Genomic DNA, 16,150 nt, shown 5'->3' with positions numbered 1-16,150 from the left:
AGCGACTCAGTATCTAGGGTAGGTGGCGTAATCAATGCCGGGTCCATATTTATTCATATGCTGCTGCAAGGTGGTTGGATGGTCCGTTGTCAGCTCAACAATTCTTCCCGTCTGAGTGTCAGTAAAATCAGGCCCCCTTGAAGGGTTATAAGTGAAGCGACCTGGAAATTTGGCTCTCAGTAGATCAAAAGTCTTTTGATGGATCGCTGTTCCTAAAAGCATTTTCTCTAGGTATGGCTTTGTTGCTAACACATTCGCCTGTTCTCGTGAGAGCATATTGATTAACTGTCCTCGCCTCATATTACGTGCCTGCGCCGCGTATTTCTCCACTAATTGCTTGGATGTGAGACCCGAGCCGCCCATGAAGTTCATCATGCGCATTCGAGATCGAGCCAATGCAGAGCTTGACGCGCTGACTAAACGTTTGACTCCAACAGCGAGGGTGCGCCCTAACTGGAATAAACTCAACCCGAGTTCGATTTTGTAACCTAGTGCGGTTTCCTGCAACGCCACACCCATTAACGAGTAGGCGCTTAGTCCCTCCATATAGCCTGCTCTGGACGTATGAGAGGCCATTATCCTCGCGCCTGTTGTTAGACCGTAGTCTATGCCTGCGTGATGCAGAACTTGACGAAAAGCCTCCACTTTCGGCCAATATCCAAAACCACTTAGACGAACGGCAATATTGTTCGCAAATACAGTATCGGGTGGGTGGATAGTCGATAGATAGGCGTCTGTTTTAATGCTGTTCTCTGGAGTATGGTTCCACTGCGTTACTTCGTTGTATATCCCTTGTGAGCGAGAAAAGTCTGCATAACCAGCCCCTTGGGCTTCGCCGGTTTCAATGGCGTTAGCCTCCGAGTCACTCCAATCGCCTAAAGGCTCGCCAGGGTCTCCCGTCCACTCATAACCGGTTGGGTCCGTCATCGTTAACGGGTTGTTCATGACATAGCTGTAGCGGTTAAAGCTTTGGGATAAGGAAGGAGCTTGAACTACCGGATCAGCGGATAAGAAACGGCCTATAACGGGGTCATAGACGCGGCCATTCATATGAATGAGCCCCATGGCGTCAATGTGCTCATGACCGGTGTAGCCCTGATTCGTCGTTTTCGCTTTGTAGGCGTATATATTGATGTCGTCCCAGGTAAGAGCGTTTCTACGCAGACCCCACGGGTCGTAGCTCAATCGCTCCACCTCTCGTCCTTTAAAGTCCGTGACAAAGGCCACACCGCCTTGGTGGTCATGATGCAGATATTCTTTTGTGATCGAGTTGCCTTCGCGAGTGAACACCGCGAAGTCATCAATGTATAGCCTGTGCTTAGTGACGCCGCCCTCTACGACCTTTTCATACACGCTGTCCACATAGGTTGTTGTTATCGATTCCTCTCCTGGGGCGCTATCAATGCGTTGAATGCGTGATTGATCTGGTCCATAGGTAAAGGCAATTTTTACTCCACCTCGCGTCATTTCGTATGGCATGTTGAAGGCGGTGTACTTGATCGTGCGACCATCGCCACTGACTTGGTTGCCGTTTAGGTCGTAGCAGTATTGGGTGGCTTTATCCCCGCTGATAGAGCTGACGGCGTAGGGGTTAACGTATGAGGATGCGGAAGCGCTGGACTGCTGGCACTGAGCCCCAACTACTCCGTACGTATAAGCGCCGACGCCGGTTTTTGAGGTGATGTTTCCATTGGCGGCGATGTCTACGCCATTAGTTGACGTTAGTAACTGTCCTCCAACACTCCGAGTGAAGGATGTATTGTCCAGGCGATTAAGCGCATCGTAGGTAAAACTCTCGCTGAGCGACCGGTAATGATCCTCGCGCGTTTCAAGATTCCCAGATTCATCGTAACCAAACTCCAAGTCATATAAGTTGCCCATGGAGGCGAGGACGTAGCTTTTAACCCTGCTAAGCCTTCCCGTCTGAGGATCATACTCACGCTGGGTTGTAACGCCGTTGCCGTAGCGAAATTGATTTACAGCGCCACGAGCGGTAATGGATTCGGCATGCCAATAAACTTCTTGCGGGTTGTCGGCGTTAACGACAGAGGTCAGGTAGCCATGCTCATTGTAGCGCCTGAGTATGCCGTCGCCTGTGGGATAAACCTGAAGATCAGGCTTGCCAGTTCTACTATCGTAGCCATAGCCTACGCTGAAGGTTTCGCCGCTAATGGTTGTGGAAGCCTGTTCCAATCGAGATCTGGCGTCATAGGTAAATGTTTTCTGAAAGCCGTGCGCTCCCAGAACTTTTGAGACATACCCTATACCTTTTGTTGCGGAGTCATACTCCCACAGTGATGTTTCGGGATTACCGGCGTCGCCTGCACAATCATTCAGGGCTTGTGTGGCTATACTTCCTTTGTAATTGGCGACTTGCTTGGTAAGGCGGCCTATCTTGTCGTAAGACATACAGATAACTGAGCCGTTTCCCGTTTGGGCGGTAATCATTTCCCCTAATGAGTTGTATGTGTAGCGTTCTACCGGGGCGCTAGTATCCGACTCGTTGATGGACTCGGCGCGCTGTGAAATCTTGCGGCCAAGAATATCGTATTCGATAAGCGTCACTACGCCATCAGCAATGGTTTTTCTCAGGTTTCCAAAGCCATCGTAGAAATACTCTACTGAAGAGCCATTGGCTTCCGTTATCTGATCCGGCTCACCTAAAACATTTTCGGTGATGGTTTTGTCGTTAAACCGCTCATCCCTTGTTATGCGTGTCGGACCTTGAAAAGTGACAATTTGACGGTAGCTTCCATCTGGATTGATGAACTTATAAGCCCTCAGATAGTCGTCATACTTAGTTTCATTCCAGGACACGCTATCATTCGCGTAGTAAGGCTCAGAGGCGCGAGAGACTTGGCCTTGCTCGTTATACTCAGTAACTTGATGAATTTCCCTTCCGTCAATTCCAAGCGTCTTTGATCGGACTGGTCGATCCAGGCGGTCATAGTATTGAGCTACTGGGGCTTCGCTGGTGGATTGGGTAATGACGACATATTCTTCCCAGGAGTTCGCCAAGCAATCCGCGCCCGTCTCACTACATAGCTTTCGTTCAAAGGTAGTTTGAGTCCGGTCGGGGTGTATTTGTTTAATGAGTTGGCCTATGCCGTTATAACTCCATTCCGTTACTTGGCCGTTGGGGTCGGTTTGCCGTGTGGGTAGTCCTAAACGTTCATGGTACTGTCTGTCGCTTGCGTCCTCGTGACCTTCCGCATTACGCACACGCAACAAGTACCTTCCTGATGTGTCGTAAACAAAATTTGTCGTACGTGGAGCCATGCTCTTCCCTATAACGGTTTGAGACTCCAATACGCCGGTTTGATCGTTGTAGTTATACTCAGTGGCTTGTTGATTGCTACCGGGTTGTATAATTTCTTTCTCGACTGAGCCAAAAACAGGGTGGTACACGGGGTAATGGGTAATACGCTTACCTTCGCTGGGATAATCAGACGATTCTCCCCATACTGACTGATATTCAACTAGCCCTATGAACCAGTTGCTAATGTCGGCGGGATGATAATCATACTCAACTGTTTGCTTGCTGCGCTCGCCGTTAAGGGTGGAAGTAGTAGTTTGTGAGAGCAGGTTTCCATAGCAATCATCCGAGAAATCAGACTCGACTAACTGCTCTCCCAGTGAATAGCCATCGGGGTCAAATTTTTTGGTCTGTGTTGAAGAGATATAAGGGAAATATCTTTTATTTGTCCCACTGCCGCATACCTTGACCTCGAGAGTATTCGTCGTCTCTTCAATAACTTTCTCACCATTAAAGCTGATGATAGAGTTTAGCAACATCCCTTGTGTGTGATTCGCATAGTTCTGGCTGTATGTTCGTTCTTCTTTCAACCCCGTTCGGAAATCTTCTTTTATGACTTTCTGGAAGCCCAAACTAGCGCGGGCTCGCAGGTGGCTGCTAAGCCCCTCATAGAAGTATTGATAGAAGTTTAAAGTACCTTGTCCCGTGACGATGCTTACGTTAAGAACAACATCGAGTGAAGACTGCTCCTCAGTAACAGGATAGGATTTATTGGAGCTTTTAGAATAGTTCTTACCAAAGGATAGTGAGCTATAATTTATTACGTATTGATTGCCAAATCCGGTATTAATTAAATAAAGATGAGTGGAGTCGTATGCGGAGCTATTTAAAACAAAAAGAGAGTTTTCTCCAGCAAGATGGAAAATGTCGGTGTTTCCATCTCCCCAAAAATCGCCAACAAATAAATTATATCCGTTCTGGCTTAAATCGTGACCGTAGTCAGGGTAGTGCTTGTCGGTAATGTGAAATTTACCATCTCCGAGAGAAGCCCATATATGAATATACCCATCCTTGACAATATGAGCTAAGTCGGTGCTTCCGTCGCCATTAAAGTCGCCAGATAAAAACTTATAGTCATTGTTTGATATGTTGTAATTTCCTGGATCGAACGCGTCTTCTATAATAAAGCTACCGTCGCCCGATGATGTCCAGACTCGGACATAGTCTTTGTTGACAAAGTGAATAAGATCGGAGTTGCCGTCACCATTGAAGTTAGCTACAACATAATTGTAATTATTGCTATCCACTCTATAGCCTGGGGACGGAATGAATTTGCTTTGAATAGTGAAGTTTCCATCTCCGTTTGAAATCCAAGTATGTGTGTAATCTTTATTTATGAAGTGAATTAAGTCGGTTCTGCCATCCCCGTTGAAGTCGCCGACTTTAAAGTTGTAATTGTTGGTGCCGACGCCATATTCATTGTTTGGAAATGAATTTCTTATGCTGAAGGTTCCATCTCCATTGGATATCCAAACGTGGACATAAGCGTTATTAACGAAATGAATCAGATCTGTTCGCCCGTCACCATCAAAGTCCCCAACCTTAAAATTATACGCATTGGCGGATACGCCGTAACCTGCCCACGGACTGAACTTGGGCCTTATATTAAAAGTGCCGTCTCCATTGGAAATCCAAACATGAATATAGTCATTGTTAACAAAATGAATGAGATCGGTTTTTCTATCTCCATTAAAGTCGCCTGCAATATAGCTGTAGTTGTTTGCGCTCAAGTCATATGTAGAATTCGGGAATTTTTCTTTTATGTCGTACCATCCAAGCCTCTTATTGCCAGCCAGCCATAGTTGTCCATATCTGTTGCTCTTTATCTTGAATAAGTCAGTTCGTCCATCACCGTTAAAGTCCCCTTGAATGAATTTGTTGACAGCTGATTCAGAATTATTCCCATCGCCTGTAAACTCTCGCGATACATTAAAATCCCCAATTCTTTCTTCTTGGGATGAAGTATATTTAAATGTGCTTGGTAGAAGACAGGCTCCATCAAAGCCACAGAAGCTAACTTCGGAAATGTAGGCCTTTTCAAGTATAGAGCTGAATGTATAATCTAATGAATAACTATTGACCCATTTGGAATTTGCATTGATGTTGATTTTCTTTAGTAGGGCGGAGAGTGTAAATCGAGAGCCAGATTGGTAGCTATATTCTTCGTACTCTCTGGACTCGTAATCAAAAGTGATTGTATTTTGCGAAGCGGTAAACGAATTACCTGAATAACTGATTCTGGAAATTTTTTGCTCGTTCTTATTCTCATCCAACTGGTAATCATATTCAATGTATGCGCCAGCCCTATTGGAAATCTTATTAATGCGCCAATTGATAACGTCCGTTCTGGGATAGGCTTTCAACCTGGAGTCGGCGCTAAGTCCGTACTCGGCAATGAGTCCGTTTTTCAGCCAGACTTTAAATCCAGAGGGGCCATTGCCAGCGGAGCCATCATTGTGGGCGACAACGCGTTTTCCTGACTCAATTTCCGTACGGTATTCCGAGCCGTTAGCCCCGTGACTCCCTGATACCAAAATAAGACGGTTGCCATCCATACAGAATTGATCATTACTATCAAAGTCTATGGGGTCAATATAGCTATCACGCTCCAGCGTTGTCCCGCACCGGTAAATGACCGATAGGCCGCTCAGCGTCCAGCCTTGCCCTAAGTAACCTGTGTTTTCTCGGCTGCTGTAGGCAAGAGCCAAGCTTGGAGTTAAACCGCTTATACCGGGAGGAACCTGGATAGGGATGGTATAAGTCGCGGCGCCTGAATTCGTCACTTCGAAAGAGCCGGGAATCGTTGCAGTTGAGGCGGAAGCCAGACCTGCTCCAGCCAAAGCGACCGCCAACAAAATCCGAATACATTGGATCGCCAAGGCTGCAACTGAATATCTAATATGAGTAAAGAGAGGGAGAGGTAGTTTGCTCAACAAGCATAGATTGCTCCCTAGGTGCTTTCCTATAAGCATAAAGTCCTCAATATTGCGTAATAACGTAAGGTGACTAGAGCGCGATAACGCTAGCCGTTAAGGAGACAACCGGAAAACGGCTACATACGTATGCGGAGAACAGCTAAAAGCATGAAGAGGTACAAGCCAGGGAGAATAAAACTACGGCGTCCCAACCGTCTTAATACTTCGATACCTCGCAAAAGACGAAAGGGCGCTACAAGCAACTCCTTTTTTCTTCGGGATATGAGTTCAGTTTCCGTACAACGCGGCGCATATTAATTTATGTTTAGATTCATTAGAAGGCCTCTTAATCGATTTCGTTTGAAAAAACTTCCATTTAAATCAGCGCGACCAGTAAGCGCGTCACTGCTCATTCAGCGCGAAATCGTGCGGCGTTAAGGGTAGCCAAATGTAGCGACATTCTTTGACGTGATGAGGGCGTTTTTTTATCTGTCAGGATATCGGGACGCTGAGTGGCGGTAGGTGTCTGGAAAGTTAAACGGTCCCAAATTGCGATCAACCTTCTCTGTTCGCCCTGTCTTTAGGGGGCGATAAAACTAACAAGTTCTCATGAGCGAGTTAGTCGGTGTATGGAAGTCCATACATAAGGATTGAGGGTGTTTGTAAGTCGGATCGGGAATGCGTGAACGCTCTCTACGCCTGGTAAAGCGAGAGAGCCTAACGGATGGTCTGAATATCAATGGTCAGCATATTTGCGGATTGGTGATCAAAGCTCCTTGATACCTTGTCTAGCTGGAGCTAAGCCCGTTTCGATTAACAGCAGGCGCCATGCCGCATAGGGAATGGGACGATAATTCGCGTTATCCTCAGCGGAGCACCAACGCCGTATGCTGCGGGAATCGACGCCCATTAACTTTGCAGCGGCGGCTCCGCTTAGTCCTGCAATCCGTAACGCCTCCCGGATGTCCTGAGCCGTAGGCGGCTGATAGTCCGCGCTGGAATAGGGCTCCAGCGATTGAGGGGTTATCCTTTCCGCATGCTCCGAATCTCCATAAATCCCATTTTCTTCTGACATACCGTTAACCTCTGTGGGGCGTAACGGACCTATAGAAGCCCGTTATCAACGAAACTGTATTTATCCGTTCCACCGATGATGACGTGATCCAAAACCCGCACATCAAAAAGACTGAGAGATTTCTTGATATCTTGGGTCAGCCGGATGTCTCTTTGGGAAGGGCTTGTCATCATCGAGGGATGGTTATGAGCGAGAATCACGGCCGCCGCATTCAGGGCCAGCGCTTTTTTTGCGATTTCCCGAGTATGGACGGTGGACTCGTTAAATGTTCCTCGGAACATGGCGTCAAATTCTATCAGCCGGTGTTTGTTGTCCAGGAACAGGACGCAGAACACTTCATGATGCAGCTCGGCCAATTTCAATTTGAGGAAGTTGTAAGCAAGCTGGGGGCTGGTGACGACAGCGCCGGGCTGGCGTAGTCGGTTGGCTAAGATGGTTAATGCCTGCTTGATAATTTGATCGCCTTTCATCGTATTTCTCCGGTTGTTGACCCACCGAGGCGGGCTCTTTGATTGACCCACCGTCAGCGGCGGGCTCTTGAATATAGGCATGCGAATAGTAGAACCCTGGGCAATTCATGTAAATGCAGAATTGGCGATGTGTGATCGCCAATCTCTCTATCCTGAGAGCATTATCTCGGACGGTTTGAAGAGCGATCCTCGCTAAATCCAGTATATGAGGGCAAAGCACCGAGAAGGGGCGCAAGTTATGCGTGTTACTCAATTCTGGTGACGTCTTCGCTTTCATTCGCAGCAAGCCGAAATCGGCCCGCAAATGAGCCGGAAACGGCCTGTTGGGGTGAGCTAGATTGACTGATGGCAATTTGCATTGACCTACGCGATTAATCTTGGCAGTGACGTGCATCGTCCCAATCGATTTTCCGACTGCTTGGAGTGGCCCTATGACTAAAAATACATAGGGCTATGGTAGATTCTAAGAAGGTTTCCGTATGGCGGAGTAGGCGAAGTCAAAAAGCAAGGGTTTATAGCTCCGTATGGCGGATTAGAGGTTGTGGATAACAGGGCCCCGTTGGACCGTATGACGGAATAAGTTAATCCATGTGGCGGAATAGAGAATTTTTATTCGTTGCTTCGCTGACGGGCGTTTGTGTTGACGCTCCGATTAGATTGGGTAAGCCTTATTTACGGGCTCAAAGGTTGCTGTTGCTGATGGCGGGGATGTCTGTGGCGGACATTCTGGAGGAAGCTCTCTGCCATACTGTCGCCAAGTCTCGGATATACGCCTGTGAGCTTGTGTAGTCCATTTCTCTCCTTGGGTGGCGCATATTAAAACCTCTGCTTAAATCAAATCTCAGGCCATGCTCTGGGTTTTTATTGTTTGGGTGCTCTGTCATCGAGTCTCAACCCTCACAACAGAAGCAGGATTGTTCCCTAAGCTCAAAGCGGACAGCCAACCTTTCGGCGATTAATTACTCTGTGAGGATGGGGCGGAGGGGGGAATGGGTCGTCTACGTTGTACCGTTCTTAAAAGTGTCCCAGGTGTGTACCGTGGCGCCTTAGTTTTATGGTGTGCGCTGGTTTCTTGTGTGTAAGTTATTGAATTTTTTATTATTTATATTTTGAGTTTTTGAAAAAAAGCCCCTGGGGAAGGGGCTGAGTCTACTCTAGCTCTAAACTAGTGAGGTTTACTCAGTGTGAAATCTTTTCTTTTAACAAATTGACCTTTTCTAGGAGGTGTTTGACTCTGGTTTCAAGGTTCTGTTTGTAGTTTTCGAGTCTGGGTTTGACTTCTTTGTCTACCGCTTTTTCGGCTTGCATCCTGGCGTAGGCGGACATCATATTGGCATTCCAGCGTATTCTTCCGCGCACTTCATAAGTGGCTGCGTCGATGTTTCGGGCGAAATCTTTGATGCTATTGTTTTTTGACCGGATTCGGGCGACAACGGCTTTCAGGCTCTTATCTTCGTTGTCCAAGTCTGCGCCTAATTGATTCAGTACTTTCTTTCCTTCTTGCTCAACTGTAGTCAGCCCAGATTGTAGTTGGCGTTGTAGTTGTTTCTTTAATGTGGTTAGCCGGTCCATTTGGCTTTTTGAGTTTTTTACCGACATCTTCGCGCCTTGAAATCAGGTGGTATGACTAAACTTGAATCAAATACTAGAAGCAAAAATTAGAATAATCATCCTAATTTGTGGGACCTGATAAAGGCGGCTATGGGGCGGGTGCTGCCGCCGGTTTTCAGCCGGCGGAAGTGTGGTGTGAGCGATCAGTGGATCCAAGCCAGAATTTGGCGGACCAGCTTTTCTATACCTGTAGCGGCTTCCGAAATACGGCCTGCCAGCATATAGGCGGGAGTGGAGACGACTTTGCGTTCCTCATCCACTACCACATCATCTACGGCGCAGTTCACATGGTGTCCGCCCATGCTTTCAATGGCTCTCGCGACCTCACTATTGTCGCCAATAGTACATTTGGCGCCTGCGCCATAGATGTGGGGAATCATGGTTGGGGCAATACAAACGTATCCAGCTGGTTTGCCCGCATCTGCGAATGCTTTGGCGACACGCTCCACTTGGGGAAGAACTTTCATATCGACGCCATCGACAGCAAAGGTGGACAGGTTTTTCGCAGCGCCGAACCCGCCAGGGAAGATTAATGCGTCAAACTCATCTGGGTTAAGCTCAGAAAGCTCTTTAATTTCGCCGCGCGCCAAACGCGCTGATTCCAACAGGACGTTACGGGACGCTCCCGGCACAGGCTCCCCGCTTATATGATTCACAACCTGTACTAAATTGATGTCCGGTGCGAAGCATTGATACTTCGCGTCGTTGCTGTCCAGGGCTAAAAGAGTGATGACGGATTCATAGATCTCCGCTCCATCGAGATACCCACAGCCTGACAAAACCACAGCAATATTAGCCATTGTAACTCCTCCCTTTTTCTCAGCTCAGCTTTAATCAGTCTCAACATTTTACGCCGACATACTTTAGCCCGGCGGGTTTGCATTTTCTATGCTATGGTGAATTTAGACTCACCAGAACAATCCGCCATGAATTTGAGATCGCTTTGGTTCAAATTCGGAGCAATTTGTGTCTGCTTCGCCGTGATTTTGATCTTGATCTTTATGGCGGGCTTGCAGGTGTTTTTTGCTCCAATGGCCAGGGACTTGGAATCTCAACGCGCCCGTCTCGATATTGACAGGGTGACAGGCGCTTTATTCCATGAGCTTACCAATCTGCATCAATATACCTTGGACTGGGCGGCCTGGGATGATACCTACCGTTTTGTCGAAGCTCCTTATCCTGAATATATAGAGTCCAATCTTGGCGACGCCACTTTCGTTAATCTCAAGATAGACGCGATGATGTTCTACAAACCCAACGGTGAGGTGATCTGGGGAAAGACCTGGGATCAGGAGACGGGGGAGTCGCTGAATGTGAAAGAGCTACCTCTGGATGGCCCGCCTGATCCGGGATTTATTCTGGGGGTGGCGCTTGGAGACTTTAAGGACCCGTATTCAGGATACTCCGGGATCATGGGAACTGAATCCGGACTAATGTTTGTCAGTGTACGGCCGGTGTTTCGCTCTAACCTGACTGGTCCGGCGAATGGCGTATTGTTATTTGGTCGTTTGGTGCGCGGGCGGTTGTTACAGAACCTGCAGCAGCTGGTCGGGGTTCCGTTCGCTGTCTTTTGGATGCATGACCCAAAGCTGGGCGATAACCTGCGTGATATTGCCGACAGATTGACGGTGGATGACCCCATATATACCCGTGAAGTCAGCAACTCAAAGCTAGAAGGCTACACGCTGATCCCCGATATTGAGAGTGATCTTAGTATTCTTGTGCGAATCAATGCTGACCGCGATTTCTTCAATCTGACGGCGGCGACATTCGATCGAGCGATGAGCTACGCCTCCTATTTACTGACGGCGGTGCTGGGTATTTTCGCTTTCCTTGTTTTGATGCTGGTGCTACGCCCGCTGGCGCGCCTGGAGGCGTATGTCAGACGAGTGCAAAGTCAGCCGCAGTTAGAAAAGTTGGAGCTGCCCAAACTGCCTAGAGACGAAATTGGTAAGCTGGGTCGCGCGTTCTATCAGTTGTTATGTCAATTGCAGGAGCAAAGCGAAAAATTGCGCGAAATGTCCTTTCGGGATGAATTAACTGGCTTGGCGAACCGTCGAGCGGTAATCAGTTATCTGGATGAGCGCTGGAATTTGGCTTTGGAGCAGAAGTCGGATATCGCCATCATTATTTGTGATGTCGATTATTTTAAAGACTTCAATGATCATTATGGTCACGACATGGGAGATGAGGTGCTCAAGGAGGTTGCTTCGGCATTGCGCCGGGGCGCAAACAAGCGCCTTGATCTTGTCGCTCGATATGGCGGTGAGGAGTTTCTGGTCGTATTGCCAGGCGCTGACTTGCAGATTGGTGAGCAAGTAGCGGAGAGGCTGGTCAAGCGCGTTTATGAAATGAAGCTTCCTCATCATTTTTCACAGGTAGCGCAGTATGTGTCCGTCAGCTGTGGCGTAGCCGCCGGTGCTCCAGGGGAGGACGAGTCGAAAGAAGAGTGGATTCGATTGGCGGACGAGGCCTTATACAAAGCCAAAGAATCGGGAAGGAACCGGTTTGCGGCGATCAACCCTGCTGACTTGCGTAATATGAAACGAAGCAGCTCCTTCAATTCGGTCAACCCTTAAACTGGTTGCCTATCTGAGCTTCTAGGTCTGATTAATAGAGATGTCGCCGTAGTAGATGATCTGGTGAGATTCCGCTTTATGAGTAGGAATAACGCCTGTCTTCTTATCTCAAACGTTCGGAAATCCCTGTATGCCCTATAGGATAGGGAGATTCTCGGATTTTTATTCATCTAGAGATGACTAAAATTCATCTTTACTTGTCGGTGGTTGGCTGACCATCGCAAGGATGTTTCGCCGCTCTGGGTTTTTTCTCCAGGCGGCTAAAGAAGTAAAATTGCATTAGAGAGTAGGTACCAGCTGTGATTAAACGTTTTGCATCTTATGGCGCACTGGACGCGTTCATAGCAGCCAACACAGTGCTGCTGGTTCAATGCTGGCCTGACGTTAACGGCGAATGGGTCGCTGAATTCAAGGCCTAATGGAAGAATCCTTTAAAGAAGCCGGGTGATGAGAGTCTCCCGGCTTTTTTCTTTCTATATCCGAGGCTTCTGCTAATCTCAAAGAGAGAGGCCAGGGCTTCCGGCAAAATATCGTCATTCCCTCGGCGTAGTGAGATAACACTGATTTCGGACAACTGATAGACACCGCCGACATGGAGCATCGACTGATTCTATGGTTGACCATATGGGGGGCTAGCCTCCTGTATCCCTATGCGGCGAGGGGGGCGGATGGTGTCGAACTGGTTCTGTATAACTGGGCGAACTACATGCCCCCCGATTTACTGGACGCCTTTCAAAAGGAAACGGGGGTTCAGGTGCGGGAACTTTATTACTCTTCAGATGAAAGCAAGCAGGCCTTGTTGGCGGAAACTCAGGGAGTTGGACTGGATCTGATCGTCAGCGCAGGCGCATCCATGCGGGAGTATGTGATTCCCGAATGGGTTGACGCATTGCAACCGGAATTATTGCCACATTTATCCAATGCTGATGAGCACTGGATGAAGATGTTCGGTGAGGTCGAAGGTTACGGCGTACCCTTGTTGTGGGGAACTATCGGTATCGCATATCGAGGCGACAAACTTCCTTATCCTCCTTCCAGTTGGCAGGATTTCTTTAAACCCCATCACTCCCTGCGACAAAAAATCATGGTGATAGACGACTCTGCCGATGCGTTTGGTATGGCGCTGGTGGCGTTGGGGTATTCAATGAATGCGACGGACTTGACTCAGGTTGAGGCGGCAGGGGCACTGCTGGAGCAGCAAAAGCCATATGTGGCGGGCTACGCTTATCCGCTTATTGATGAAAATTCGGAACTGATCAAAGGTCATATTGTCATGGCCATGATGTATAACGGGGATGCAGTAGGGTTGCATGAACTCGACCCAAGGGTGGAGTTTGTAGCGCCGGCGGAGGGCACCAATCTGTGGGTGGATTACATCGGCGTAGTCAAGAAAAGCCAGCATAAGGAGGAAGCGCATCGTTTTATCGACTTTTTACTGCGCCCGGAGAACGCCGCCAAGTTGTCTGAATTTTTGCACTACGCGTCTGCTAACAAGGCGGCGACCCCAATGCTCTCAAAAGAGCATATGGATAATCCCGATATATATCCCCCGAAAGAAGTGATGGAGAAGGCGGATATATACAGAGTCACTTCTCCAGAGGTGTTAAAGATGCGCAATCAGATGTTTCGTTCGATCAAGCGCTAGAATGGATACGCCGCCATGCTGAAAATTCAGTTAAGAGCGCGCATTTTCCTGTTCGTTTTGCCTTTTATCGTATTGCCGTTGCTCATGTTCGGCAGTCTTTCCTACCTTTATATCCGCGAAAACACCATGCGCATACTGGAGCATCAGCTTGATTTGTCCCTGCGTAGTGGACGAGATGAGCTGAATAAGGATTTCAGTTCCGCACGGGCGAATCTGGAGCTGTTTGTCTCCAACGACATTATCCGCCGTTACCTGAACCTTCCTGACACTGTGCGATACAAAGTCATGCAACCGGCTTTATTGGGATTATTCGCCGATTATCGTAAGGCCTTTCCTTCCTATGTAGACATCGCCTTGCTATTGCCGGACGGAAGTATCGATTCAAGAGATGCGGAAGATCCGAAAGCTCCGTCTAAATACAAAGACTTTATTGAGCGAGTGGCCGCTCAGCGCCCTAGCTATGCGGAGCAGCTTTTTTTTGTGGAGGAGGGGGGCTACATCGAGTATGTACAGGCGCAACGAATAGACCATCGTAATGAGGCCGTGGAATACCTGGGGACGACGGATCTGACCAAAGGCTACCTGCTGGTGGTGATGCGTATTGAAGACGTTATTCAGATGCTGCGCAAAAAACTGAATAACCCGGAAGGGTATGTCGTAATCAGCGACCCTCAGGGAGAGTCCTACTTTTTGAATGACAAGGAATTGAAACTCTGGGGTCCTTTGGTGAAGCAGATCATTACGTCGGGTATTGGGCGTTTGAGAGGTTTTACGCAGGGAGAGCAGGACTACCTGGGAGGATTTTACCGTGTTAATGAGCAGCTTTTTATTACTGGCATTGTCACGGAGGAGGTCGTGGACCGAATGGTGACGCCGATACTGATCGCCCTGATCTGGTTTCTAGTGATTGTGGCGATTGTGGCGTTTTTACTGATTTACTCAAAGTTAAATAAGTTGCTCTTGGAGCCTATTAACCGACTACAACGTCAAATTGCTGCATTTCGCAGCGGAGCGGAGATCGCCTGGGTGTTTGATGGCGATGATGAGCTTAGCCGTCTCAGCGCAGAGTTTGAAGAAATGGCTTCTACCCAGCGTGGACAAATTGAGCGGGTGAAAGGGTTGTCGAACTTGGACCCGCTGACAGGGCTGCCTAACCGCACCGCATTCTCCGGCATTCTTGAAAAAGCGGTGAGTTATACCCGTAGACAGGATCAGGCTCTGGCGGTTTTGTTTATTGATATTGATCATTTCAAGCGTATAAATGAAACCTACGGCTCTAAGGTAGGGGATGAGTTGTTTCGCCAAGTGGCTGATAGACTCAGCGCCAGTCTGCGCCTTTCCGATGAGGTGGCGCGTCAGGTGATGACTGAGTTTGGCGATATGGACAGAGTGCTGGTGCGTACCGGCGGTGATGAGTTCACTGTGTTGCTGCGGGACATTCGCAAGGCTCATCAGGTTTCACTGGTGGCGTCCCGCATTCTGTCTTCGTTTGATCACCCTTTTACTTGGGAAGAGCACAGTGTCGCCATGTCGGTCAGTATCGGCATCGCCTTGTATCCAGTGGATGGGCAGACTCCAGAGTTGTTATTGAAAAGCGCGGACTTGGCTATGTATGAGGCTAAGCAGGCGGGTGGGGCTTGTTTCCGGTTCTTTACTCATGCGCTCAATACTTCCGCAGAGAAGCGGCTGCAGCTGGAGAGGGACATTCAGGATGGGTTGGTGGTTAAGGAATTTACTGTATATCTGCAGCCTCGCGTTAATCTGAGAACTGGCGTCGCTACGGAATTTGAGGCGGTGGCGCGCTGGAACCATCCTCGCCTGGGTATATTGTTGCCCGAGCAGTTTATTTCTGTTGCGGAAGAGTCTGGACATCTTATCGAGTTGGGCAAGCAGTTGTTAGAGGCGGTATGCAGCGCCATCAAGACTTTGCAGCAGAGCGTCGGCAATGATGTCAAAGTATCATTTAATTTGGCTCCCCATCATTTAAGGATGAACGAGGTGCTCAGTGAGATCAGCAATTGCCTGGAGCGATACGGCTTACCTGGGGATACGCTGGAATTAGAGATCACGGAGGACTTGTTGAAAGCAGAGAATAAAGACGCATTGATTCTACTTAATCAGTTACGTGAGCGCGGCGTCTCAGTGGCTTTGGATGACTTTGGGTCAGGAGATTCCTCATTGTCCGCCCTGCGGCGGGCGCCGATCGATACTCTGAAGGTTTCGCCAAACTTTATGCAGGAGCTGTATGTGGACAAAGAAAGCCCCGTGGTCCTACAGGCGATTTGTGACTTGGCGCGCAGCCTTAAGCTGAAGGTGGTGGTGCAGGGAGTAGAGAGTCGAACACAAGTGGAGCAGGCGCTTACAGTCGGCGCTGATCAGGCGCAAGGCCACTATCTTTCTGAGGCTGTCCCGGTCGAAGATGTGAGAGTGGACTATCGCATCAAAATATTTGATTTACCCACCGGTGAGCGTGGCGGCGTAAGAGTTTAGCTCTTGCAAAGACTGACCGCCTGTGGGGTGTGTGCAGCCGCCGCCGTCA

General features: G+C 48.5%; 8 protein-coding genes. 3 read left to right on the top strand and 5 right to left on the bottom strand.

Annotation, left to right across the window (positions count from 1 at the left end):
- Positions 1 to 6: 6 nt before the first annotated feature.
- The 5 genes from AC2IBB_RS23250 to elbB form a co-directional block, all read right to left on the bottom strand.
- Entirely contained in the window at positions 7 to 6,252 is a 6,246-nt protein-coding gene (locus tag AC2IBB_RS23250; protein WP_486329109.1) for an FG-GAP-like repeat-containing protein, read from the bottom strand.
- Between the two features lie 745 nt (positions 6,253 to 6,997).
- Positions 6,998 to 7,306: a helix-turn-helix domain-containing protein gene (locus tag AC2IBB_RS23245; protein ID WP_486329108.1), complete on the bottom strand. Its 309-nt coding sequence runs from the start codon at positions 7,304 to 7,306 to the stop codon at positions 6,998 to 7,000.
- Between the two features lie 29 nt (positions 7,307 to 7,335).
- Positions 7,336 to 7,776: a RadC family protein gene (radC, locus tag AC2IBB_RS23240; protein ID WP_486329107.1), complete on the bottom strand. Its 441-nt coding sequence runs from the start codon at positions 7,774 to 7,776 to the stop codon at positions 7,336 to 7,338.
- A 1,179-nt stretch (positions 7,777 to 8,955) separates the two neighbouring features.
- Positions 8,956 to 9,375, bottom strand: coding sequence for a hypothetical protein (locus AC2IBB_RS23235; protein WP_486329106.1), 420 nt, complete (start codon positions 9,373 to 9,375; stop codon positions 8,956 to 8,958).
- Positions 9,376 to 9,530: 155 nt separating this feature from the next.
- Entirely contained in the window at positions 9,531 to 10,187 is a 657-nt protein-coding gene (gene elbB, locus AC2IBB_RS23230; RefSeq protein ID WP_486329105.1) for an isoprenoid biosynthesis glyoxalase ElbB, read from the bottom strand.
- 231 nt (positions 10,188 to 10,418) lie between these two features.
- Between elbB and AC2IBB_RS23225 the strand changes: the two genes are divergently transcribed.
- The 3 genes from AC2IBB_RS23225 (at position 10,419) to AC2IBB_RS23215 (ending at position 16,101) form a co-directional block, all read left to right on the top strand.
- On the top strand, positions 10,419 to 11,966 hold the full coding sequence (locus AC2IBB_RS23225; protein ID WP_486329104.1) for a sensor domain-containing diguanylate cyclase: 1,548 nt from the start codon (positions 10,419 to 10,421) through the stop codon (positions 11,964 to 11,966).
- Between the two features lie 592 nt (positions 11,967 to 12,558).
- A complete protein-coding gene (locus tag AC2IBB_RS23220) occupies positions 12,559 to 13,611 on the top strand; it encodes a polyamine ABC transporter substrate-binding protein (RefSeq protein ID WP_486329103.1) in 1,053 nt (350 codons plus the stop codon).
- 15 nt (positions 13,612 to 13,626) lie between these two features.
- The gene (locus tag AC2IBB_RS23215) at positions 13,627 to 16,101 is read left to right on the top strand and encodes a bifunctional diguanylate cyclase/phosphodiesterase (protein ID WP_486329102.1); all 2,475 of its coding nucleotides are present in this window, start codon (positions 13,627 to 13,629) and stop codon (positions 16,099 to 16,101) included.
- Positions 16,102 to 16,150: the final 49 nt, after the last annotated feature.

The sequence above is a fragment of the Hahella sp. NS-SX17 genome, from assembly GCF_057367735.1.
This window is presented reverse-complemented; position numbering and strand designations above follow the sequence as displayed.

Coding starts and splice junctions, on each gene's coding strand:
- elbB (WP_486329105.1), bottom strand. CDS start 10,187: ATGGCTAATATTGCTGTGGTTTTGTCAGGCTGTGGGTATCTCGATGGA.
- AC2IBB_RS23245 (WP_486329108.1), bottom strand. CDS start 7,306: ATGTCAGAAGAAAATGGGATTTATGGAGATTCGGAGCATGCGGAAAGG.
- AC2IBB_RS23220 (WP_486329103.1), top strand. CDS start 12,559: ATGGAGCATCGACTGATTCTATGGTTGACCATATGGGGGGCTAGCCTC.
- AC2IBB_RS23215 (WP_486329102.1), top strand. CDS start 13,627: ATGCTGAAAATTCAGTTAAGAGCGCGCATTTTCCTGTTCGTTTTGCCT.
- AC2IBB_RS23235 (WP_486329106.1), bottom strand. CDS start 9,375: ATGTCGGTAAAAAACTCAAAAAGCCAAATGGACCGGCTAACCACATTA.
- AC2IBB_RS23225 (WP_486329104.1), top strand. CDS start 10,419: ATGGCCAGGGACTTGGAATCTCAACGCGCCCGTCTCGATATTGACAGG.
- radC (WP_486329107.1), bottom strand. CDS start 7,776: ATGAAAGGCGATCAAATTATCAAGCAGGCATTAACCATCTTAGCCAAC.